This is a genomic window from Rhodococcus sp. BP-316 (assembly GCF_019836105.1).
Lineage (GTDB): Bacteria > Actinomycetota > Actinomycetes > Mycobacteriales > Mycobacteriaceae > Rhodococcoides.
This window is the reverse complement of sequence record NZ_JABUEE010000003.1, coordinates 379,263-402,044: the sequence shown is the minus strand read 5'-3', so window position 1 is coordinate 402,044 and position 22,782 is coordinate 379,263. Positions and strand designations below refer to the sequence as shown.

21 protein-coding genes are annotated in these 22,782 nt (G+C 68.3%); 10 read left to right on the top strand and 11 right to left on the bottom strand.

What is annotated here, in order from left to right:
- Positions 1-3: 3 nt before the first annotated feature.
- Positions 4-1,470, bottom strand: a complete 1,467-nt coding sequence (locus HQ312_RS08140; RefSeq protein ID WP_222629038.1) for a dolichyl-phosphate-mannose--protein mannosyltransferase — start codon at positions 1,468-1,470, stop codon at positions 4-6.
- 176 nt (positions 1,471-1,646) lie between these two features.
- On the opposite strand from HQ312_RS08140, the gene rsmI reads away from it, so the two are divergent.
- Positions 1,647-2,474 carry a 16S rRNA (cytidine(1402)-2'-O)-methyltransferase gene (rsmI, locus tag HQ312_RS08135; RefSeq protein WP_027504096.1) on the top strand — a complete coding sequence of 276 codons (828 nt, stop codon included), beginning with the start codon at positions 1,647-1,649 and terminating at the stop codon, positions 2,472-2,474.
- A gap of 16 nt (positions 2,475-2,490) precedes the next feature.
- Here rsmI and HQ312_RS08130 read toward each other — a convergent pair whose 3' ends face one another.
- Together HQ312_RS08130 and HQ312_RS08125 are read right to left on the bottom strand one after the other, a co-directional pair.
- The gene (locus tag HQ312_RS08130; protein WP_027504095.1) at positions 2,491-2,919 is read right to left on the bottom strand and encodes an SRPBCC family protein; all 429 of its coding nucleotides are present in this window, start codon (positions 2,917-2,919) and stop codon (positions 2,491-2,493) included.
- A 56-nt stretch (positions 2,920-2,975) separates the two neighbouring features.
- Positions 2,976-3,971: an alpha/beta hydrolase gene (locus HQ312_RS08125; RefSeq protein ID WP_374198284.1), complete on the bottom strand. Its 996-nt coding sequence runs from the start codon at positions 3,969-3,971 to the stop codon at positions 2,976-2,978.
- 336 nt (positions 3,972-4,307) lie between these two features.
- Here HQ312_RS08125 and HQ312_RS08120 point away from each other — a divergent pair, with 336 nt between their 5' ends.
- Together HQ312_RS08120 and HQ312_RS08115 are read left to right on the top strand one after the other, a co-directional pair.
- The gene (locus tag HQ312_RS08120) at positions 4,308-5,699 is read left to right on the top strand and encodes a wax ester/triacylglycerol synthase family O-acyltransferase (RefSeq protein ID WP_056447074.1); all 1,392 of its coding nucleotides are present in this window, start codon (positions 4,308-4,310) and stop codon (positions 5,697-5,699) included.
- On the top strand, positions 5,696-6,865 hold the full coding sequence (locus HQ312_RS08115) for a low temperature requirement protein A (protein WP_308123850.1): 1,170 nt from the start codon (positions 5,696-5,698) through the stop codon (positions 6,863-6,865). Before HQ312_RS08120 ends, HQ312_RS08115 begins: the two co-directional genes overlap by 4 nt.
- On the opposite strand, the gene metG is transcribed toward HQ312_RS08115, so the two are convergent.
- Entirely contained in the window at positions 6,844-8,397 is a 1,554-nt protein-coding gene (metG, locus tag HQ312_RS08110) for a methionine--tRNA ligase (protein ID WP_222638298.1), read from the bottom strand. The two genes, HQ312_RS08115 and metG, sit on opposite strands and share 22 nt — an antisense overlap.
- A gap of 21 nt (positions 8,398-8,418) precedes the next feature.
- Here metG and HQ312_RS08105 point away from each other — a divergent pair, with 21 nt between their 5' ends.
- Complete coding sequence (locus HQ312_RS08105) at positions 8,419-9,249, top strand: TatD family hydrolase (protein WP_222638297.1); 831 nt, start codon at positions 8,419-8,421, stop codon at positions 9,247-9,249.
- Here the strand turns inward: HQ312_RS08105 and HQ312_RS08100 are convergent.
- The 4 genes from HQ312_RS08100 to HQ312_RS08085 all read right to left on the bottom strand — a co-directional run bounded on the left by HQ312_RS08100 (position 9,246) and on the right by HQ312_RS08085 (position 12,460).
- Positions 9,246-9,884 (bottom strand): LppP/LprE family lipoprotein, encoded by a 639-nt coding sequence (locus tag HQ312_RS08100; protein WP_222638296.1) that lies wholly within the window; start codon positions 9,882-9,884, stop codon positions 9,246-9,248. The genes HQ312_RS08105 and HQ312_RS08100 overlap by 4 nt on opposite strands.
- 113 nt (positions 9,885-9,997) lie before the next feature.
- Positions 9,998-10,258, bottom strand: a complete 261-nt coding sequence (locus HQ312_RS08095) for a hypothetical protein (RefSeq protein WP_027504090.1) — start codon at positions 10,256-10,258, stop codon at positions 9,998-10,000.
- Positions 10,259-10,307: 49 nt separating this feature from the next.
- Positions 10,308-11,075 carry an amino acid ABC transporter ATP-binding protein gene (locus HQ312_RS08090; RefSeq protein ID WP_082544604.1) on the bottom strand — a complete coding sequence of 256 codons (768 nt, stop codon included), beginning with the start codon at positions 11,073-11,075 and terminating at the stop codon, positions 10,308-10,310.
- Positions 11,072-12,460, bottom strand: a complete 1,389-nt coding sequence (locus HQ312_RS08085) for an amino acid ABC transporter substrate-binding protein/permease (RefSeq protein ID WP_373425295.1) — start codon at positions 12,458-12,460, stop codon at positions 11,072-11,074. The genes HQ312_RS08090 and HQ312_RS08085 overlap by 4 nt, the downstream gene beginning before the upstream one ends.
- A 379-nt stretch (positions 12,461-12,839) precedes the next feature.
- Here HQ312_RS08085 and HQ312_RS08080 point away from each other — a divergent pair, with 379 nt between their 5' ends.
- Positions 12,840-13,967 (top strand): resuscitation-promoting factor, encoded by a 1,128-nt coding sequence (locus tag HQ312_RS08080; protein WP_222629006.1) that lies wholly within the window; start codon positions 12,840-12,842, stop codon positions 13,965-13,967.
- 92 nt (positions 13,968-14,059) lie between these two features.
- Entirely contained in the window at positions 14,060-14,917 is an 858-nt protein-coding gene (rsmA, locus tag HQ312_RS08075) for a 16S rRNA (adenine(1518)-N(6)/adenine(1519)-N(6))-dimethyltransferase RsmA (RefSeq protein ID WP_261782163.1), read from the top strand.
- On the opposite strand, the gene HQ312_RS08070 is transcribed toward rsmA, so the two are convergent.
- Positions 14,905-15,903 (bottom strand): YafY family protein, encoded by a 999-nt coding sequence (locus HQ312_RS08070; RefSeq protein WP_027504085.1) that lies wholly within the window; start codon positions 15,901-15,903, stop codon positions 14,905-14,907. The two genes, rsmA and HQ312_RS08070, sit on opposite strands and share 13 nt — an antisense overlap.
- Before the next feature lie 85 nt (positions 15,904-15,988).
- On the opposite strand from HQ312_RS08070, the gene HQ312_RS08065 reads away from it, so the two are divergent.
- The 4 genes from HQ312_RS08065 (at position 15,989) to HQ312_RS08050 (ending at position 20,303) form a co-directional block, all read left to right on the top strand.
- Positions 15,989-16,939, top strand: coding sequence for a 4-(cytidine 5'-diphospho)-2-C-methyl-D-erythritol kinase (locus HQ312_RS08065; RefSeq protein ID WP_027504084.1), 951 nt, complete (start codon positions 15,989-15,991; stop codon positions 16,937-16,939).
- Complete coding sequence (locus HQ312_RS08060) at positions 16,939-18,723, top strand: ABC-F family ATP-binding cassette domain-containing protein (RefSeq protein ID WP_027504083.1); 1,785 nt, start codon at positions 16,939-16,941, stop codon at positions 18,721-18,723. The genes HQ312_RS08065 and HQ312_RS08060 overlap by 1 nt, the downstream gene beginning before the upstream one ends.
- 61 nt (positions 18,724-18,784) lie before the next feature.
- Positions 18,785-19,459 carry a DUF4166 domain-containing protein gene (locus HQ312_RS08055; RefSeq protein WP_027504082.1) on the top strand — a complete coding sequence of 225 codons (675 nt, stop codon included), beginning with the start codon at positions 18,785-18,787 and terminating at the stop codon, positions 19,457-19,459.
- Positions 19,460-19,622: 163 nt separating this feature from the next.
- Complete coding sequence (locus HQ312_RS08050) at positions 19,623-20,303, top strand: fasciclin domain-containing protein (protein WP_222627570.1); 681 nt, start codon at positions 19,623-19,625, stop codon at positions 20,301-20,303.
- A gap of 195 nt (positions 20,304-20,498) precedes the next feature.
- Here HQ312_RS08050 and HQ312_RS08045 read toward each other — a convergent pair whose 3' ends face one another.
- Together HQ312_RS08045 and HQ312_RS08040 are read right to left on the bottom strand one after the other, a co-directional pair.
- Positions 20,499-20,843, bottom strand: a complete 345-nt coding sequence (locus tag HQ312_RS08045) for a hypothetical protein (protein ID WP_231476131.1) — start codon at positions 20,841-20,843, stop codon at positions 20,499-20,501.
- Between the two features lie 290 nt (positions 20,844-21,133).
- Positions 21,134-22,774, bottom strand: a complete 1,641-nt coding sequence (locus tag HQ312_RS08040) for a peptide chain release factor 3 (protein WP_222638294.1) — start codon at positions 22,772-22,774, stop codon at positions 21,134-21,136.
- Between the last annotated feature and the right edge of the window lie 8 nt (positions 22,775-22,782).

The following is a 22,782-nucleotide window of genomic DNA, read 5'->3' as shown; positions in this document are numbered from 1 at the left end:
CGGTCAGCGCCAGCTCGGCAGCCAGAGCTGCTGCTGCCACGTCTCCTGACTGATGGGCAGACCCGTGAGGATCGGCCAGAGCCACACGAAGTTGGCGATCACCACGGCGACGTACAGCGAGACCAGCAGCAGACCGAGCGTGCGGCGCTCGCGACCCTGCCCACCGCGGAGTCCTCGCCCGAGGATGTCGCCGAGGACCAGGGTGACGCCCATGACGAGGAAGGGCGCGAGCGCCGCGGCGTAGAAGAAGTACATCTGACGGTCGAGGGTCAGGAACCACGGCAGGATGCCGGCGCCGTAGCCGACGAGCACGGCGGCGTAGCGCCAGTCGCGGCGGGCCACGGTGCTCCACAGCGCCCAGCCGAGCATCGGGAACGCGACCCACCACAGAGCAGGCGTGCCGATGAGCATGACGGCCTTGACGCAGTTGCCGCCCGTCGAACAACCGGTGATCTGCTGCCCGTCGGCGAAGTAGTAGAGCATCGGCCGCAGACCCATCGGCCACGTCCACGGCTTCGACTCCCACGGGTGGCGGTTACCGGCCGAGTTGGTCAGTCCGGCGTGGAAGTCGAGGACGTTGCCGCTGTAGTACCAGAGCGAGCGCAGAGCGGCGGGCACGAACGAGAACGGTCCGCCCGTCCCGATGTCGGTGCCCACGGCGTTCCGGTCGACGCCGGTCTCACTCGCGAACCAGCCGGCGTAGGTGGCCAGATAGACGACGAGCGGAATCGCCACCAGCGCGTACAGCGCGGGTCCGACGTCGCGCACGGCGGTGCCGACCCACGGCCGGGTGACCCCGTACTGGCGACGCGCCGCGACGTCGAAGGCGACGCTGAGCAGTCCGAAGAACGCGACGAAGTAGATGCCCGACCACTTCGTTCCGCACGCCAGACCGAGCAGGAGTCCGCCGCCGAACCGCCACCAGCGGACGCCGAGACGCGGGCCCCACGTGGTCATCTCCATGCGGCCCTCGACGGCGACCCGGTGCAACCGCTCCCGGACGTCGTCCCGGTCGCGGACCAGAGCGCCGAACGCGGCGACGACGAACACGACCATGAAGATGTCGAGCATGCCGACTCGGGACGTCACGAACGTGACACCGTCCACGATCATGAGGATCCCGGCGATCGCGCCCAGCAGCGTCGAGCGCGTCATGCGGCGCACGATGCGGACGACGAGGAGAACGAGGATCACACCGAAGACGGCCGACGACAGCCGCCAACCCCATCCGGTGTAGCCGAACAGTGCCTCGCCGACGGCGATCAGCTGCTTGCCGACGGGCGGGTGGACGACGAGGCCGTAGGCCGGGTTGTCCTCGACGCCGCCGCCGGTGAGCACCTGGTAGCCCTGCGGGGCGTAGTGCTTCTCGTCGAATACCGGGGTGCCCGCGTCGGTCGGATAGCCGAGCATCGTGAAGCGGGTGACGGCCGCGAGGACCGTGAGGACCGCGGTGACGATCCATCCGCGCATGCGGTCGGTGGGCCCGAACACTGCGGGCGGGAGAGCCGGGCGCGGCGCGGTGAGGTACTCGTCGGAACCGTCGCGACCGGTGGGGATACGCGCGGTCACGAGGGTCACGATTCGATCGTAGGCTAGATGCCGACGGCGACCGCGGTCGTGACCGACGAGCGAGATGAGGACGACGCGTGCTGGTACTCGGTGCGACACCGATGGGGGACCCCGCAGACGCGTCGCCCCGACTGCGCGACGCACTGGCCACGGCCGATGTCGTCGCGGCGGAGGACACGCGTCGCACGAAGTCCCTGGCCACGGCTCTCGGTGTGCAGATCACCGGTCGCGTCGTCAGTTTCTACGACCAGGTCGAGGTCGATCGGGTTCCCCTGTTGCTCGCCGAGATGCGCGAGGGACGGCGGGTCCTGCTGGTCACCGACGCCGGTATGCCCTCGGTGAGCGACCCGGGTTACCGACTCGTCGCCGCGTGCGCAGAGGCGGGGATCGGCGTGACCTGCCTGCCCGGGCCGTCCGCCGTGACCACCGCACTGGCCCTGTCGGGGTTGCCGGTCGAGCGCTTCTGCTTCGACGGGTTCGCCCCTCGCAAGCGTGGTCCCCGGCAGGCGTGGATGCGCACGCTGACGACGGAGAGCCGCGCCGTCGTGTTCTTCGAGGCCCCGCACCGCATCGCGGACTGCCTCGCCGACGCGTCCGAGGTACTCGGCCCCGATCGGCGCGCCGCGGTGTGCCGGGAGTTGACCAAGACCTACGAGGAAGTGAAGCGAGGGACGCTGGGGGAGTTGGCCGCGTGGGCCGCCGACGGCGTGCGCGGCGAGATCACGGTGGTCCTGGCCGGAGCCGAGCCCGTCAGTGCGGATCCCGCCGACCTCGTCGCGGAGGTGGAGGATCTCGTGTCCGCCGGGCTCGGCCTCAAGGACGCGTGCGCACGGGTGGCCACCACGACGGCGGCGGACGTGTCCAAGCGTGCGCTCTACGAAGCGGTGCTGGCCGCGCGCGGCTGACGCCGACGCCGCGACGTCAGCCGACGACCTGCTGGCGCAGTCCGTCGGTCGCCGTCTCGAGGACGGACTTGGTCCCGCGCTTGACGATGAATCCCGGCACGGGGATCTTTGGGTCCAGCGTGATCTCGAACTCGAGGTGGGTGCCCTTGTCGGTCTCGCTGAGGCGGTACTCCGCGTGCTGCGACTTCTGCTGGGTGCTCTCGACGACGTCCCATGCCACCGACATGTCGGACCACGTGAAGCGCAGCACCTGCTCGTCGGTGAATCCCATGACGGCGACGGTCATCTCGGCGAGGACGGGACGACCCTGATCGTCACGCTCGCGTACCGAGACTTTCTTGTGGATCGACGACCAGGCCGGCAGACCCTCGAGGTCCGCGATGACCGCGAGCACGTCGGCCGGTGGTGCCTCGATCTCGACTTCTCTGTTTCCGCTGACAGCCATGGCGTGAATGTAACCGACCGTCCACACCTACAGGGCGGTTTGGGTCGGTGTCGTGATCATGTCCCGGTGCCGGCCAGGGGAACTGTGCCGCGGCGGACCTGCTCGTCGACGAAGACGGCGATCTCCGAGATCGCCCGCGCCGACTCGGGAACGAAGTCCGCGGCGTGGAACACGTGCACCTGGTCCTGCCACACCTGGAGACGGCACTCGATTCCGGCGTCCGCCAGGCGCTCCGCCATCAGTTCGGAGTCGGCGTAGACCATCTCGGTGGATCCGACCTGGATCAGGACCGGCGGGAGGGCGGACAGGTCCGCGTCGACGGGGCAGACGCGGGGACCACGCTTGCCGTCCACGACGATGCGGGCCTCGACCTCGTCCGCCAGCTCGGTGAGCGCCGGCACGGCGCCCTTGGGGAACACCGAGCACAGGGACGCGTTGGGATGCAGCATCTTCCGCGTCGGATCGAGATCGGTGAGCGGAGACAGGGCGATGATGCCGCCCGCGGGCGGCAGACCCTGGCTCTGCAGGGCGAGCGCCACCATGAAGGCCAGGTAGCCGCCGGCGGAGTCACCGGCGATGAAAATCTGCTCCGGCAGGTACCCCGCGTCGAGCAGGTAGCGGAAGCCGTCGACCCCGTCCTCCACCGCGTGCGAGATGGGGTTGCGGGGCATCATCCGGTAGTCGACCGACAGCACGTCGGCACCGGTGGACTGAGCGATGCGCGAGACGAGCCGGCGGTGGCTGTTGAGGCCGCACACCACGAACGCGCCGCCGTGGAGATACAGGATCACGCGATCGCGGTCCGCGCGGCGGGTCGGTCGCTCGGACCTGCCGCCGGCACCGACACGACGCGGGCTGTCCGTGCGGACCCACTCGGCCCGGCACTCGTCGAGCCGCACGGGCGCGACGGTGGTGTCACCCACGGGTGGGAGGAGTCGGCCGGCCTGGTCGACCATCGACATGGGCCACGGCAGGCTGTGGGTCCGGGCCCACACGCCCAGGAAGGGACGGACCGTGCGGCGCAGGTACGCGGCGAGAAGCTTGGACTGCATGCTGCCGCCCTCGAACTCCTGGCGGTCCACGGCGGTGCCGACGCCGAGGGCGCGTCGCACCCGGCGACTGGCGGACGTGCGTGTCAGCGACGACGGTGCGGTCATCTCGGCCGAGGCGATGCTCATGGGTGGCCCTCCACTTCCTTGCTCGTACTGGGAATCGCACGATAGGGCCGAAACGAAACACTTCTCGAGGAATAGTTGTTGCCGGGGTCACACCGTGACCCCACGTTGTCGCAATAGTTGTGGGTTCGTTACTTCCGGGTAGCACAGTGAACCTGCAGGTGAGCCGCACCGTGACCACGCGGTTCCGCAGTTCGAGAGAGGTCCGCCCCCATGCCCTTCATGCCGGTCACAGAGTCGATGTTCCTACTGGCCGAGACGCGCGAGCACCCCATGCACGTCGGGGGACTGCAGCTGTTCGTGCCCCCGGAGGACGCCGGCGACGACTTCGGGATGCAGCTCTACGAGACGTTCCAGGCCGCCACCGACGTCTACAAACTGTTCCGCAAGCGGCCGGCGCCGCCGGTGAACTTCATGGGCACCGTGCGCTGGATCTACGACGAGGAGCTCGACTTCGAGCATCACGTCCGGCGCATCATGCTGCCGCGGCCGGGCCGCATCCGCGAGCTGCTGCGCTACATCTCCGCCGAGCACAGTGCGCCGCTCGATCGGCATCGCCCGATGTGGGAGCTGCACATCATCGAGGGCCTGGCCGACGGCCGCGTCGCGCTCTACAGCAAGATCCACCACTCGCTGGTCGACGGTGTCTCAGCGCTCAAGTTGTTCGAGCGCACCCTGACCACCGATCCCGAGGCCCGTGACTGCGGCCCGATCTGGGACCCGGCGCTGTTCGAGCGGCCGAAGAAGAAGAGCACCGAGGTGGCGAAGGTCGACGACGGTGGCGTCCTGTCGCTGCTGTCCACGGGCGTCAAGGCGGCCGGTGAGCTCGCCGGGGTCGGACCCGCCGCGGCCCGGATCGGTCTGAACAAGCTGCGCGGCAACGAGATGGTGCTGCCTCTGACCGCGCCGCGGACGATGCTCAACGTGCCGATCGGCGGGGCACGCCGCTTCGCCTCGCAGCAGTGGTCCAAGTCGAGGATGAAGGACATCGCGGCAGCGCTGGGGGTCACGTTGAACGACGTGGTGCTGACGATGTGCTCCGGGGCGCTGCGGTCCTATCTCATCGACCGCAACGCACTGCCCGACCAGCCGCTGATCGCGATGGTGCCGGTGTCCATGCGGGAGGCCGGCGCGGACGCGGACGGCGGTAACGCCGTCACCACGGTGCTCTGCAACCTCGGTACCGATCAACCCGATCCGGAACGCCGACTCGCCGCCGTCGTCTCGTCGATGAACGAGTCGAAGGCGATGATGCGCACCCTGTCTCCACTGCAGGCGCTCAGCTACGGCGCGGCCGTGATGGCCCCGCTGCTGCTCACACCGGTGCCGGGCTTCGTGCGCAACACACCGCCTCCGTTCAACGTGATCATCTCGAACGTGCCCGGTCCGAAGACCGAGATGTACTGGAACGGTGCGAAACTCGACGGTGTCTACCCGGCGTCGATCGTGCTGGACGGGCAGGCGCTCAACATCACGCTCGCGACCAACGCCGACAACGTCAACTTCGGGCTCGTCGGAGATCGGCGTAGCGTGCCGTCGCTGCAGCGCATGCTCACGCATCTCGACACCGCGCTCGAGGAACTCGAGAAGCTGGCCGACGGGTGAGTCTCGCGCTGCGGCCGATGGTTCCGCGGGACCCGAACGAGGAACATCGAGCGGCGAGTTCGCTGGAACTGTTCTTCGACCTGGTCTTCGTCGTCGCGGTGTCGTTCGCCTCCGTGGAACTCGCCCATCTGCTGGAGGAGGACCACATCGCGTCGGGCATCGGTGCCTACGCGATGGTGTTCTTCGCCATCTGGTGGGCGTGGATGAACTTCACATGGTTCGCCACGTCGTTCGACACCGACGACTGGCTGTACCGCGTGACCACCATCGTGCAGATGGCCGGCGTACTGATCCTGGCCAGCGGTGTCTCCGACGCGATGATCGACTACGATTTCACGCTGGTGACCATCGGCTATGTCGTGATGCGACTGGCGATGGTGAGTCAGTGGATACGGGCGGGGCTGCGCAACAACGAGTTCCGCGGTACTGCGATGCGATACGCGGTGGGCATCACCGTCGTGCAGGTGTTGTGGGTCGCCCGGCTCGCGCTTCCCGACAGCGTCGCCGTGCTCGGGTTCGTCGCGCTGGTGGCCGCGGAGCTCGCCGTCCCGGTGCTGGCGGAGCGCGCGGGACGGACGCCGCTGCACGGCGAGCACATCGCCGAGCGCTACGGTCTCTTCACCCTCATCCTGCTCGGTGAGTCGTTGCTGGCCTCGGCGACGGCCATTGTCGGCGGCATCAACGAACACGATCACACGGTCGAACTCGTCGGCCTCGCGATGGCCACGCTCGTCGTCGTCGCCGGCATGTGGTGGCTGTACTTCTCGGTGTCGCAGGAGGATTCGGTCGGGGCGAGACTCGGCCGCTCCTTGAGTTTCGGCTACACGCACTACTTCGTGTTCGCGGCGGCGGGCGCGGTGTCCGCGGGTATCGAGGTGGCCGTCGCGCACATCGAGGGTGACGGAGTGCTGTCGGACCGTCAGTCCTCCGCCGCGATCACGATTCCGGTCGCGGTCTTCGTGCTGGGGTTCTGGATGGTGGCGATGCGCCGCCGGTCGTCACGGCTGGTGAACGTCGTGACGCCGGTCGGCGGTGTCGCCGTGCTCGCGGCCACGGCGGTACCCGGGTCGGCCGTCGTCAGTGGGGCCGTGACGGCCGTGATCCTGCTCGCCGTGGTCGGTACGACGGTCGCCGATCGGTCCGCTCACTCCTCCGGTTCGACGTAGCGGGGGAAGACGCCGGTAGGCTTGGGCAGCGCGATGCCGGGCGTGAGACGCGTTGTCAGCGAGTCGAACTCGCGTTCCGTCACACCGAGCAGATCGAGCAGCTTCGCTGTGCTGTCGGGCATGAACGGCTGGGTCAGCAGGACGGTCACGCGGAGCACCTCGAGGGTCACGTACAGCACCGTCGCCATGCGGGCCGGATCCGTCTTGCGCAGAACCCACGGTTCCTGCGACGAGAAGTAGCGGTTGGTCTCCGCGAGTACCGACCAGATCGCGTCGAGCGCCAGGTGCATCTCGACGGCGTCCATGTGGCCGCGCACCACGGCGTGAAGGGCATCGACGCGAGTGAGCATCGCCTCGTCGTCGGCGGTGAACTCGCCGGGTGTCGGCACCTGCGCATCGCAGTTCTTGGCCACCATGGACAGGGACCGCTGAGCCAGGTTCCCCAGTTCGTTGGCCAGGTCGGCGTTGATCCTGGTGACGATCGCCTCGTGGCTGTAGCTGCCGTCCTGTCCGAACGACACCTCGCGCAGGAGGAAGAAGCGCAGCGAGTCCAGGCCGTACTCCTCGATCAAGGCCGCCGGACTGACGACGTTGCCCACCGACTTGGACATCTTCTCGCCCTTGTTGGTCAGGAAGCCGTGCGCGAAAACGCGTTTCGGCAACTCGACACCTGCCGACATCAGGAACGCCGGCCAGAACACGGCGTGGAATCGCACGATGTCCTTGCCGATCATGTGGACGTCGGCCGGCCAGAACTTCCGGAACGACTCACTGTCGGTGTCGGGGTAGCCGACGCCGGTGAGGTAGTTCGTCAACGCGTCGACCCACACGTACATGACGTGGTCGGGATCGCCGGGAACCTGTACACCCCAGTCGAAGGTGGACCGAGAGATCGACAGGTCCTTGAGACCGGACTTCACGAAGCTCGCCACCTCGTTGCGGCGACCCGCCGGGAGGATGAAGTCGGGACGCTCCTCGTACAGTGCGAGCAGCTTGTCCTGGTACGCGGACAGCCGGAAGAAGTACGTCGACTCCTCCGTCCATTCCACCGGGGTGCCCGACTCGGTCGCGATGCGGGAACCGTCGTCCTGCAGCGTGGTCTCGCCCTCGGCGTAGTACGCCTCGTCCCGCACCGAGTACCACCCGCTGTACGAGTCGAGGTAGATGTCGCCGTTGTCGGTCATCTTCTGCCACAGGTCGCGGCTGGCCTCGAGGTGGTCGGCGTCCGTGGTGCGGATGAACCGGTCGAACGTGATCTTCAGCGACTCCTGCATGGCCTGGAACGCGTCCGAGTTACGGCGCGCCAGATCGGCGGTGGAGATGCCCTCCTTCGACGCCGTCTGCGCCATTTTCAGACCGTGCTCGTCCGTTCCCGTCAGGAACCGCACGTCGAACCCGTCGAGCCGCTTGAACCGAGCGAGGACATCGGTGGAGATGTACTCGTACGCGTGGCCGATGTGGGGATCACCGTTCGGGTAGGCGATAGCGGTCGTGATGTAGAACGCAGGCTTGGTCGAACCGGTCTCAGTCATGGTGCGCCTACTCTATCTTTCGTGCCGAGAGACCGTCCCGCCCCCGACTTGCCCACTCCGCTCGCACCGCTCGTGGACGCGCACACGCACCTCGACGCGTGCGGGGCCACCGATGCAGCGTCGGTCGCGGCGATCCTCGATCGCTCCGCATCGGTGGGCGTCGGACGCGTCGTCACCGTCGCGGACGACCTGGACGCGGCCCGTTTCGCTGTCGCTGCGGCGCACTGGGATTCCCGGGTGTACGCCGCCACCGCGATCCACCCGACGCGGGCGAACGTACTCACCGACGAGGTCCGCGCGGAGATCGACCGTCTCGCCCGCGACCCGCGCACGGTGGCGGTGGGGGAGACCGGTCTCGACTACTACTGGCCGGGGAAGCTCGACGGCTGCGCCGCGGTGGAGGAGCAGGTCGAGGGCTTCCGCTGGCACATCGATCTGGCGAAGCGCGTCGGCAAGCCGTTGATGATCCACAACCGCGACGCGGACCACGACGTTCTCGCGGTGCTCCTCGACGAGGGCGCGCCGGAGACGGTGATCTTCCACTGCTTCTCGTCGGGTCCCGAGATGGCGCAGGTGTGTGTCGACGCGGGGTACGTGCTCAGCTTCTCCGGCACCGTGAGCTTCAAGAACTCGCACGACCTGCGGGAGGCGGCGCAGCTGGTCCCGGACGGGCAGTACCTGCTCGAGACCGACGCGCCGTTCCTGACACCGCATCCGTTCCGAGGTGCTCCGAACGAGCCGTACTGCCTGCCCTACACGGCCCGTGCGCTGGCCGAGGCGACCGGCCGAACTGCCGACGAGGTCGCGGCGTCGGCGACCGCCACGGCGGAACGGGTCTACCGGCTGGTCTAGTTAGGGGGCGGGAACTCGCCGTACGGGGTGATGGTGTTCCCCGTGAGGTCGAACTCGACGAACGAGGTGTTCGACGGGCAGCAGAACGCGTCGTCGGGGTTCAACCACCGGTAGCGCACCGTGACGGTGCTGTCGGTCGCACCGACCACCGAGGTGTAGCTGTACGCATCCGACGTGGCGGTCCCGAGGTAGTCACCCGAGTTGGTGAAGAACAGGACGTGCGACTGCACCGTCCCGTTCCGGATGCCGGTGCCCGTCGCCCGCGCCCACTCCAGCGTCGGGCACCCGTCGGCGCTGGTGCCGGGAGTGTGGTCGTCGATGACGAACACCCCGCCCTGGGAGTCGGTACCCAGATTCGCCACGGCAGTGCGCACGTTCAGCGAACTTGGATCGACGCACGGCACCACCTGCGCCGGCTGCGCCGGTGCGGGTGCGGGCACGGTGACCGTCTCGGTCTGCGTCTCCACCCTCGTCTCCGGCGCGGGTGCCGGTGCGGGGGCCGGAGCGGAAGACGAGGGTGCCGGGTCGTCGGCAGGGAGCGCCGTCCCGGTCGTACCGGCGGAACCGCACGACACTGCGGCGGCGGCGCAGGCCGCCACGGCGAGAACGGCCATCGAACGCGGGAGAGTGGTCACCGGGCCTCCAGGGTGTCCGTACCGAGCGTTCTGCTCGGCGGTCGAAGGGTGTGTCGGCGACCACCACCCGATCGTTACCGATGCTCAGGTCACGATCGGGTCGCGGCGTCGGATCAGTCGTCGTCTCCGTACGTCTCCACCAGTCGATCGAACTCGGCACGGTCGATCACGCTGGGCTCGTTGATGGCCAGAGCCTGCGCGTACTTGCCCGCGAGGTGGTAGTCGCGGCCCAGGGGACCGCGCTCACCGTCCTCGTCGTCGTCCTGCGTGCTCGCTCCGGGCGGCACCTCGTTCTGCAGACCGTTCGTCTGCGCACCCAACCGAGCGTCGATCTTCGCCGTGATCTTCTGCATGATCTCTTGGTCGTCGCTCACTGTCGTGCCTCTCGTCGGTGTAGCGGCTTCTCGGTGCGGGGCCCGCGTCTCACAGGACCTTGTCGAGGAAGTCCTTCGTTCGCTCGTGCTGCGGGTTGCCGAACAGGTCGTCCGGCGAACCCTCCTCGACGATGTACCCCTCCGCCATGAAGATCACACGGTCGGACACCTCGCGGGCGAAGCCCATCTCGTGCGTGACGACGACCATCGTCATGCCGCCCTTCGCCAGATCGCGGAGGACCTGCAGGACCTCGCCGACCATCTCGGGGTCCAGCGCACTCGTGGCCTCGTCGAACAGCATGATGTCCGGGTCCATCGCCAGTGCACGTGCGATGGCGACGCGCTGCTTCTGCCCACCGGACAACTGCGCCGGCTTCGCGTTCTCCTTGTCGGCGAGGCCCACCTGGGCCAGCAGACGAACGGCGTTCTCGCGCGCCTTCGACTTGTCCGACTTCTTCGTCTCCACGGGCGCGAGCATCACGTTCTCGATGACGCTCATGTGGGGGAAGAGGTTGAAGTGCTGGAACACCATGCCGATGTGCTGGCGCACGGAGTCGAGGTCCACCTTCGGATCGGTCAGGTCGAAACCGTCGACCACGACCGTGCCGCCCGTGATGTCCTCGAGCTTGTTGAGGCACCGGAGGAAGGTGCTCTTGCCGGAACCGGACGGGCCGATGACACACACCACCTCGCCCGAGTGGACGTCGACGTCGAGGCCCTTGAGCACCTCGAGATCGCCGAACGACTTCTTCAGTCCGATGGCGCGGATCTTGACCTCGGCCGCAGCGGCGTCGGGCGCGGTGGTCTCGGTGCTCACTTGTTGATCCTCTTCTCGAGACGGTTCGACAGCATCGTCAACGCCATGATGATGACGAAGTACATGACGCCGATGATCAGCCACATGTTGAACGACTGGAAGTTGCGGGCGATGATGATCCGCCCCGACTGGGTGAGTTCGGCGAGGCCGATCACCGACAGGATCGAGGTGTCCTTCAGCGTGATGACGAACTGATTGATGTACGACGGGATCATCGTCCGGATCGCCTGTGGCATCACGACCTTGCGCATGGACGTCAGGTAGCTGATGCCGAGACTGCGCGAGGCCTCCATCTGGCCCTTGTCCACCGACAGGATGCCGCCACGGACGATCTCCGCCATGTACGCACCGGCGTTGAGCGACAGCGTGATGATGCCGGCGGTGAACGCCGACATCTGGAAGCTGAGCGCGGCGGGAATGCCGAAGTAGATGAAGAAGGCCTGCACCAGCAGTGGCGTGCCGCGGAAGATGGCCACATAGGTGGCGCCGATCCCGCGCAGCCACGCCTTCGTCGACACCCGGAAGAGTCCGAAGACGGCGCCGAGGATCAGGGCCAGCACGATGGAGATGACCGTCAGGACGATGGTGAGCCAGAGGCCCTTCAGCAGTTCCTTGTACTCGCTCTTGATCAGTCCGGGGATCGAGTTGTCCGTCTCGTCCGCCGCGGCGCCGATGTAGGTACCGAGGATCTCGTCGTACTGGCCGGACGACCGCAGGTTGGCCAGTCCGGTGTCGAACGCGGCGAGCAGCTCGGGGTTCGCGCCCTTGTTCACGGCGAAGCCGTAGTTGCTCGGGGACTCCTTCTCTGTGACCGTCTTCAGACCGTTCCCCTGGGTGATGCCGTACTGCAGCACCGGGTAGTCGTCGAACACGGCGACCGAGTTCCCGGTGCGCACCTCGTCGTACATGCTCGCGGAGTCGGCGAAGTACCGCGTCGTGAAGCCGTACTGCGCTTTGATGCTCTCCGCGAAGTCGGCGCCCTCGGTGCCGTTCTTGACCGCGACCTGCTGCCCGGAGAGATCGTCGTACGAGGTGATCGACGAGTTCTCGAGCACGGCCATCTGCACACCGGACTCGAAGTAGGGCTCGGAGAAGTCGAACACCGCCTCGCGTGCCGGCGTGATCGTCATGCCGGCGATGACGCCGTCGGCCTGGTTCGCCTGCACTGCCTGCAACGCCGCGTCGAACCCGAGGGGCCGGATGTCGACCTGGAAACCCTGGTCCTCCGCGATCGCTCGGATCAGGTCCATGTCGATGCCGACGAACTGGCCGTCGGAGTTCTGGAACTCGAACGGTGCGAAGGTCACGTCGGTGGCGATGGCGAACGTGCGACCCTCCACCGGGCTCGGGGGCGCCGGCTGGGCCTGCGCTGCGGGTGCGAGCACCAACGCGACGAGTGCCACGACGGCGGTGATCGCCGGGAGGCGGCGCAGTCGGGGCCACCGTCCGCGTTCGGATCGCGGTGGGGAGGTCGGATTCACGAAGAGCCTTCCGTTCTGGTGCAGGTGAACAGTCGGCTCGGACCCTATCGGCCGGGGGGCTCGCGACGACCCTTACCGGAAGGTAGGAACGGTCGACGGGCTGCTCGAGGCCGCGAAGTTGCCGAACCTGTGCCCGCTCGTTACCGTATCGTGATCGTATGACCCCGATGCGAGCCTCTCGGCCTCGTAATCGTCTCGACCCGGCAAGGAAATCGAAGTTGCGTTATTCGTCCGTGATGTCCGTTCGACCAGTCGTGTCCACCGGGGCGGGAGCGCGGTGACGATGTCGCACGTCGCCAGACTCAACTCCGCCCGGTCCCGCCTGCTGTACGTCGTGGTGGCCGCGCTTCTCGCCACACTCGTCGTGGGAGCGAGCGTCGCCGTGGCCCGCCACAAGACCGTCACGATCGACGTCGACGGGCAGCAGGTCCAGCTCTCCACGATGACCACCGACGTGCGCAGCGCCCTCGAGGCCGCCGGCTATCAGCCCACCGAGCGGGACGAGGTCGCGCCCGCCGCGGACGCGACCCTCGCCGACGGAGAGACCGTCACACTCAAGCGGGCCCGCGAGGTGACTCTCACCGTGGACGGTGCGCCGACGACGGTGTGGACCACCGCCTCCACCGTCGCCGAGGCCAAGGATCAGTTGGGCATCGCTCCCGACGTCCACATCGACGAGTCGGAGTCCGACCCGCTGCCGCTCGACGGTGCCTCCGTCAACGTCGTGCTGCCGAAGTCCGTGACCCTCGCCGACGGGGCCGCGTCGCCCGCACCGATGCGGCTCGCCGCACCCACCGTCGGCGAGTTCCTCGCCGCGGCCGGTGCGCCTCTCGAACAGAACGACACGGTCGCCCCCGCGGCGGACGAGCCGCTCGTCGAGGGCGCCGTGGTCACGGTGACCCGCGATCGGACGGAGACCGTCAGCGTCACCGAACCCGTCGTCGCGCCGGATCAGCGCATCGAGGACCCGACGATGAACATGAGCAAGACGATCGAGGAGTCCGCCGGCGCTCCGGGCGAGCAGAACGCGACCTACTCGGTGAACAAGGTCAACGGTGTCGAGGTCTCCCGCACGCTCGTGAAGGCCGACGTCACGACACCGCCGGTCGCCAAGACCGTGCGCGTCGGTGCCAAGCCCGGCACCGAGGTGCCGCCGGTCGAGAACGGCGCCGTCTGGGACGCCCTCGCGCAGTGCGAGGCCACCGGGAACTGGGCCATCAACACGGGCAACGGCTTCTTCGGCGGCGTGCAGTTCGACCAGAACACCTGGGAGCGGCAGGGCGGGCTCAAGTACGCGGCGCGCGCCGACCTGGCCACCCGCGAGGAGCAGATCGCGATCGCGTCGCAGACCCAGCGCACCCAGGGCTGGGGCGCCTGGCCCTCCTGCACCAGCAGGCTCGGGCTGCGCTGACATACGCTCCACCCGTGTCCGAACCTCCCGTCTCCCCGCCGACGTCCGATTCGCCGGCGTCCGATTCCGCAGCCGGTCCGGCACGCGTCCGCCTGCTGGGGCCCGCGGAGGTGCGCACCCTCGCGGCCGAGCTGGGCGTCCGGCCCACCAAGACCCTCGGCCAGAACTTCGTCCACGACGCGAACACGGTGCGACGCATCGTGACCGCGGCCGGAGTCGGTCCGGACGACACGGTGCTCGAGGTGGGGCCGGGACTCGGATCGCTGACCCTGGCGTTGCTCGACGTCGTGCACGACGTGGTCGCCGTCGAGATCGACCCCGTACTGGCGCAGCGTCTTCCGCAGACCGTCGCCGAGCGCGCCGAGTCGCGAGTCGACCGGTTGGCGGTGGTCGGTGCCGACGCCCTGCGCGTGCGCCGCGACGAGATTCCCGGCGCGCCGACCGCACTGGTCGCCAACCTCCCGTACAACGTGGCGGTGCCGGTGCTGCTGCACCTGCTCGCCTTGATCCCCACCCTGCGCACCGCGCTGGTGATGGTGCAGTCGGAGGTGGCGGACCGGCTGGCGGCTCCTCCCGGCAGCAAGACCTACGGGGTGCCGAGTGTGAAGGCCGCGTACTTCGGCGACGTCCGCCGCGCGGGCGCCGTGGGCCGTTCGGTGTTCTGGCCGGTGCCGCAGGTGGAGTCGGGTCTGGTGCGCGTCGATCGGCACGAGAATCCGCAGTGGCCGATGGAGGAGACGTTCCGCCGCACTCTGTTCGCCGTCGTGGACGCGGCATTCGCGCAGCGGCGCAAGACGTTACGTGCGGCTCTGGCGGGGTGGGCCGGATCGGCGGCCATGGCGGAGACGCGGCTCGTCGAGGCGGGGATCGACCCGTCGGCGCGCGGGGAGACGCTCGACGCCGCCGCGTTCGTCCGACTGGCGCAGACCACCGGTGGTCACGAGTCCTGACGCGGGCGGTGCTCGTCGCGGGCACGGGCGTATCGGGCGGCGACACGGTCGAGTCGCCGTGACTCGACCTCGCAGGCGTCGATCAACTCCTGCGGACCACACACGGTGAAGTCCACGTCGAAGGCGGCGAGCCACCGCGCCATCGACGGGTAGGTGTCCGCGGTGATCGAGACCTCGCACCGCTCGTCGTCGAGCCGGGCGAGGGTGCCCCACTGCGGATCGACGCGGTCCTCGATCCGTTCGAACGGCACGTGCAGCACGACCCGTCCGCGGGCGGCCGAGAACGCCTGATCGATGCCCCTCGACACGAACTCCGCGGCGCCGCCCTCGGGCAGGGCCCGAGGAGTGAAGCGAGGCCCCGTCGGCACCTTCGGATCGAGGCGGTCGACGCGGAACGACCGCCAGTCCTCACGGGCGAGGTCCCAGCCCACGAGGTACCACCGCAACCCCGACCGTACGAGCCGGTACGGCTCCACCTCACGTCGCATGGTGTCCCCGCCGTGGGTGCGGTAGTCGAACCGCAGGCGTTCGTGGTTCTGACACACGGTCGCCAGTGCCGTCAGTACCGACGCGTCGACGCTCGACTGCACCGGACGTGACTGCACGACGTCGATCTGCAGTGCGTCGAGTCGGTGACGCAACCGTGACGGCATCACCTGCCGCAGCTTGGTGAGGGCACCGATCGACGACTCCGCGGTGCCGGTGACGGACGCGGACGCGCCGCTCTGCAGCCCGAGCGCCACGGCGATCACCTCGTCGTCCGTCAGCAGCAGGGGTGGCATCTCCGCGCCGGCACCCAGCCGATACCCGCCGCCGACGCCGACCGTTCCGTCCACCGGATAGCCCAGCGACCGCAGCCGGTCGACGTCACGGCGCACGGTGCGCGGGGTGATCTGCAGCCGTTCGGCCAGATCGGCCCCGGACCAGTCGCGCCGGGTCTGCAGCAACGACAGCAGAGCCAGCAGTCGAGCGGACGTCTCGCGCATGTCGTCATGATGCACCCGGCAGCGGACAGTTCGGGTCCTCGATCCGGTTCGGTACTCGGGCGCACGCCGACTACAGTGGTGAGACGTGCTCACAGTCGTTCCGCGGCCGGTCTCGGTCCGCGCTCCCGCCAAGGTCAATCTGCACCTTGCCGTGGGTGACCTGCGCCCCGACGGCTACCACGAACTCACTACCGTCTTCCACGCGCTCTCCCTCGTCGACGACGTCTCCGTCGTGGCCGCGGAGACACTGTCCGTCAGCGTGTACGGGGACGATGCGGGCATCGTTCCCACCGACCACACCAACCTGGCGTGGAAGGCGGCCGAACTCGTCGCCGCCCATGCCGGTCGTCGGCCGGCCGTCGCCATCAGCATCGACAAGGGCATTCCCGTCGCGGGGGGCATGGCCGGGGGCAGCGCCGACGCGGCCGCGACCGTCGTCGCGCTGGACGCGCTCTGGAACCTCGGCCTGTCCCGCGAGAAGATCATGGACTTCGCGGCGCAGCTCGGCAGCGACGTCCCGTTCTCCGTCGCCGGTGGCACGGCCGTCGGCACGGGTCGCGGCGAGAAGCTGCTGCCGGTGCTCTCACGCAACTCCTTCCACTGGGTGCTCGCTCTCGCGAAGGGCGGCCTCTCGACTCCCGCGGTCTACCGCGAACTCGACCGGCTGCGCGAACGGGGAGCGCCGCCGCGCCTCGGCGCACCCGACGAGCTGATGCAGGCCCTGGCGTCGGGCGATCCGGCGCGGGTCGGGCCGCTCCTGGGCAACGACCTCCAGGCCGCGGCGCTGTCCCTCGAACCAGGCCTTCGCCGCACCCTGCGCGCCGGCACCGAGGCGGGTGCCATCGCCGGCATCGTCTCCGGGTCCGGCCCCACCTGCGCCTTCCTCTGCGCCTCTGCCGACCATGCGGTCGAGGTCGGCGCGGAACTGTCCGGCGCCGGCGTCTGCCGCACGGTACGCGTGGCACGTGGACCGGTGAGTGGAGCGCGAGTGCGCACCGAACGCGACCAGAACGACACGAACCGGGGACAACACTGATGGCCAACCTGATCAACCTGGAGCAGGTCTCCAAATCCTTCGGCGTGAAGCCGCTCCTCGACGGAGTCTCGCTCGGTGTCCAGGAGAACGAGCGCATCGGCGTCGTGGGCCTGAACGGCAACGGCAAGACCACCATGCTCGAGGTGCTCGCGGGCGTCGAGCAGCCCGACTCGGGCCGGGTGAGTCGCGTGGGCGGACTCCGGATGGCCGTCGTGACGCAGCGTGGTGTCCTGCCGCCCGGGTCCACCATCGGGGACATCGTCCTCGCACCGCTCGGTGTCGCCGAGCACGAGTGGGCCGGTGACGCCCGGATCCGCAGCGTTCTGGACGGCATCGGCATCACCGGTCTCGGGCTCGACGCACCGGTCGAGCAGTTGTCGGGCGGTGAGCGCCGACGCACGGCGCTCGCCGCCGCGCTGGTGCAGGACCTCGACCTGCTCGTGCTCGACGAGCCGACCAACCATCTCGACGTCGAGGGCGTCCAGTGGCTCGCGGAGCATCTGGTGAACCGGCGGTCCGCACTGGTCGTCGTCACCCACGATCGGTGGTTCCTCGACACCGTCGCCACCCGCACCTGGGAAGTGGTGAACGGTCAGGTCGAGACGTACGAGGGCGGCTACGCCGACTGGATCTTCGCTCGCGCGGAGCGCTCTCGCCAGGCAGATGCCGCGGAGGATCGTCGCCGCAACCTCGCCCGCAAGGAGCTGGCCTGGCTGCGCCGCGGCCCGCCCGCTCGTACCTCGAAGCCGCGCTACCGCATCGAGGCCGCCGAGGCCCTCATCTCGGACGTGCCGCCGCCGCGCGACTCGGTCGCGTTGTCGAAGTTCGCGCAGACCCGGCTGGGCCGCATCGTCATCGAGCTCGAGGACGCCACGCTGGCGACCCCGGACGGCCGCGTACTGGTGGAGGACTTCACGTGGCGCCTCGCGCCGGGGGAGCGCATCGGTCTCGTCGGCGTCAACGGCTCCGGCAAGACGACGTTGCTCCGCACCATCGCCGGCGAGCTCGAACCCGCGAAGGGCCGCCGCATCGAGGGCAAGACGGTGCGCATCGGCTGGCTCCGCCAGGAGCTCGACGACCTGCCCGTCGGGATGCGCGTGCTCGAGGCGGTCCAGGACGTCGCGGAACGAATCCAGTTGGGCGACAGGGAGATCTCTGCCGGACAGCTCGCCGAGCGGCTGGGCTTCACGCCTGCACGGCAGCGCACGCCCGTCGGTGACCTGTCCGGTGGCGAGCGCCGTCGACTGCAGCTGACACGCGTGCTGATGTCCGAGCCGAACGTCCTGCTCCTCGACGAGCCGACCAACGACCTCGACATCGACACGCTGCAGCAGCTCGAGGATCTGCTCGACGGCTGGGCCGGCACCATGATCGTCATCAGTCACGACCGGTACCTCATCGAGCGCGTCTGCGACTCGACGTGGGCTCTGTTCGGCGACGGCAAGCTCACCAACCTGCCGGGTGGCATCGAGGAGTACCTGCGGCGTCGCGCGCGAATCGCCGCAGCCGACGACGCGGCTCCGGGAATGACGTCGGGCGGGGGAGCGAAGCCGGCCGCGGCCAAGGGCGGTGCCGACGAGCGCGCCGCTCGCAAGGAACTCTCGAAGCTCGAGCGCTCTCTGGTCAAGCTCGACGATCGGGTGCGCGCACTGCACGTCTCGCTGGCCGAGGCGGCGACGGACCCGGCGACGTTGCAGTCGCTGAACGCCGAGTTGCTCACCGTCGTCGCGGAGAAGGACTCCGTCGAGGAGCGCTGGATGGAGCTGGCCGAGGAACTGGGCTGACACGGTCTACCCTCGCGTTCAGGCGGTCGATCGGCGACCGCGTTCTGCGCGAGGAGTGACGATGACATCCGTCGTGTCCGAGGTCATGGGCTCGGAGTTCGAGAAGCTTCACCCGAAGGTGCAGTGGCGCTTCGGTTTCGGTGCGGACGATCATGTGGCGCAGTTCGGCACCGGTGTCATGGAGACCATCACGCACTCTCCGCTGCTGCCGCCGCCGGCCCTGTGGCTCGGTGGCAAGCGGCGGATGGTCCCCTCCGACTCGGGCGAGAACATCCCCTTCACCATCGCCAACTACGCGTACACGGACGAGCTGGGCAGGCCCACGCTGGCGTTCGTCCGGCGGTTCCAGTTCCCCGGCCACGAGGTGGCACTCGACTCGGTGATGGTCGTGGGATCGCGCGGCGCACTCGACTACATCGGTGCCGGACCCGACATGGTGGTGCACACCCAGTGCTCCGCGGACGCCGACGGTGGTCTGCGGCTCGACAGCGGTCTGCCCCGGTTCCTCGCTCCGCGTGGGTCGATCAAGCCGCCAGGTCTTCTGTCGGCGGAGACCATCGGCCGCGAGTGGTGGGACGAGGAGCAGCAGCGCCACCGCATCGACATCGAGGTGCGTGGCCGCACGCTCGGGCGGTTGTTCCGCTACACCGGATGGTTCACGGCCACACAGGAAACCTGCCTTCCGACCGATCTGCCCGCCGAATTGGGGCCGGGGCGTACCGATCCGAGGGAGTGATCGCTGGTCGGACCCCGAAGTGACTGGTGCGGAATTTTTCTCACAACCGTCACCAATCCCCCATGGGACCCGGATCCGAATGGTGGATGACACAACCGACAGCGGCCGGTGATCATCACCGGCGGTGAGCGGCTATCAGATCCGTACAAGAAGGGTTCTCGCCATGAGCGTCACCAAGAGCAAGAGTGCAGTAGCAGTCGGCTTCGCAGCAGTTGCACTCCTCGGACTGTCCGCATGTTCGTCCGACGACAGCAGCAGCACCACCGAGACCACCGCGAGCAGCAGCATGGAGTCGATGACCTCGTCGGCCATGTCCTCCTCCACCGCGATGAACTCGAGTGCCGACCCGGCCTCCAACCTCATCGGCTCCGGCTGCGCAGCCTACGCCGAGCAGGTCCCGGACGGCGCCGGCTCCGTGAGCGGAATGGCTGCCGATCCGGTCGCCGTCGCCGCCTCCAACAACCCGATCCTCACCACCCTGACCGCAGCGGTCTCCGGTGGACTGAACCCGGACGTCAACCTGGTCGACACGCTGAACGGCTCCGAGTTCACCGTCATCGCCCCGACCGACGACGCGTTCGCGAAGATCGATCCGGCCACCATCGAGACGCTGAAGACCGATTCCGCGCTGCTCACCAAGATCCTCACGTACCACGTGATCCCCGGCCAGCTCGCGCCCGACGCGATCGCCGGCGAGCAGACCTCCGTCGAGGGCCAGGCCGTCAACATCACCGGCGAGGGCGATTCGCTGAAGTTCAACGACTCCAACCTGGTGTGCGGTGGCGTCACGACCGCCAACGCGACCGTCTACATGGTCGACTCGGTCATGATGCCCCCCGCCTGATCCTTTTCCACAGGGATCATGAGGACGAACACTCTCTTCGCGGCGGTCGTCCCCCGACTGTGTCCGTCGTGAAGTAGTACGAGGCGACCCGAGATTTCTTCTCGGGTCGCCTTCGTGCGTCACGGGGACGGATGACGACAGCACGAGAAAGGCCCCCGGCGATGCCGGGGGCCTTTCTCGTGTGTCAGGGGAGGATCAGCGGAAGCCCTTGGCGGGGTTCTGCAGATCGAGCACCACCGTCGTGCCGTTGGAACGCACATGCAGCTCGGGGCTCGCGAGCCCACCGGAGGTGAGGTACTCACCGAGGAGCTGCAGCAGCTCGTCGGGTCCGGTGGAGGAATCCATCGGGCGCGTGTCGCGGCTGGTGATCTCGTTCTGGGTCAGCCGTCCCGCGATGCGGATGGACGCGATGCCCATGGCCGTGCGGCGATCGGGGCTCGGGTGACGACCCGAGGCGAAGCTGCTGCCGTTCGACGATCCGTTGGTGGACGTGCTGCCGCCAGGCAACGCGTGTTCGGAAATCTGATCACTGGTTGTCATGTCGACCTCACTTTTGCTCGGAGTGACGCTCGAAGGTGTCCCGTTGGATCGGTGGGCTGGTGCCTTGCCGATCTTGATCCCTGTGAGGGGCCCACTTGATCCATCGCTCATTACTCGGACTGCTCCTCGATCGTCTCGGTACGTGACTCGAGTACTTCCGAAGAACAAACCAGAAGTACGTTCGAACAGAGAAAAAGTACCACGGGAACAAAACAGCGAACAGTTTTGACCCTATGGATTGGAGATGACACCAATCTTGGGGTGAGGTGGTGTGGAGATGTCCCAGAGGATCAGTCGGCTGCGGCGACCAGCGGCTCGAGCAGCAGGTCCGGCAGCTCCTTCTGGATGTACTGCAGCCGCCACTTGTCACTGACCAGCGCCAACATCACGCCGTCCGTGCGGGTGAACACCTCGACGCCGCGCTGGCGACCGAGCTCCCCGGCGGACGCCGCGTCGGTGCGTCGGGCGATCGAGTAGCCCAGGGGCTCCATGCGCGCCTCGACGCCGAACTCCGACTTCATGCGCGCGGACACCACCTCGAACTGCATCGGACCCACGGCGGCGAGGACGGGTGACGCGTCTCCGCGGATGTCGTTGCGGAGGATCTGGACGACACCCTCCTGATCCATCTGATCCACGGCGCGACGGAACTGCTTGTACTTGCTCGCGCTCTCCGCACGGAGGACGGCGAAGTGCTCGGGAGCGAAGGACGGGATCGGCGGGAACTCGACCTTGCGAACCGCGTACAACGTGTGGCCGGGAGCGAGTGCGGTGGCGTTGACCAGCCCGACGACGTCGCCGGGGTAGGCGTTCTCCACCGTGGTGCGCTCGCGGCCGAACACCGTCAGCGCGTACTTCGTCGTGAACGGTTTGCCCGTCTGGGCATGGGTGACCACCATGCCGCGCTCGAAGACTCCGGAGACCACGCGCATGAAGGCGAGGCGGTCGCGGTGTGCGGTGTCCATGCCGGCCTGCACCTTGAACACGACCGCGCTGAAGGGGTCGGTGACCTCGCGCTCACCACCGGCCACATCGGGACGGGGGCCCGGGGCCGGAGCGAACGAGACGAGGGTGTCGAGGATCTGGTGCACGCCGAAGTTCAGCATCGCCGACGCGAAGATCACCGGAGACGTCCGGCCCGCGAGGAACTCGTCCTCGTCGTGGCGCTGCCCGCTCTCGACGAGCAACTCGCTCTCCTCGACGGCGGTGGTCCAGTCGTCGCCCTCACGGGACTGCGCCGCCTCGGAGTCCATGAACTCCTCGGGTGCGATGGTCGCGCCACCGGCCGTGCGGGTGAAGTGGATGTACTGGTGCTCCGACACGTCGAGCAGTCCGCGGAAGTCACCCGCGATACCGACGGGCCAGTACAGCGGGGTCGGCGTCAGACCGATGCGCTCCTCGATCTCGTCGAGCAGCTCGAGGGGGGAGCGGCCCGGCCGGTCCCACTTGTTGACCACGGTGATGACCGGGATGCCGCGGTGCCGACACACCTGGAACAGCTTCAGCGTCTGCGGTTCCAGACCCTTCGCCGCGTCGATCAGCATCACGGCGGCGTCCACCGCGGTCAGCACGCGGTAGGTGTCCTCGGAGAAGTCGGCGTGACCGGGGGTGTCCACCAGGTTGATGGTGTGATCGGCGTAGTCGAACTGCAGCGCCGTCGAGCTCACGGAGATACCGCGCGCCTTCTCCATCTCCATCCAGTCGGAGACGGTGGAGCGGCGACCCGACTTCCCGTGGATCGCACCGGCCTCGGAGATCTTCCGCGCGTGCAGAGCCAGGGCCTCGGTGAGCGTCGACTTGCCCGCGTCGGGGTGCGAGATCACCGCGAAGGTGCGACGACGCTCCACCTCGCGCCGGAGGTTCTTCGGCGGGGTGGTGCCGGCGGCGGTGACCGCGGTGGTGGTGTCGGTGTCGACGGACGGGGTGCTCACGAAGGCCT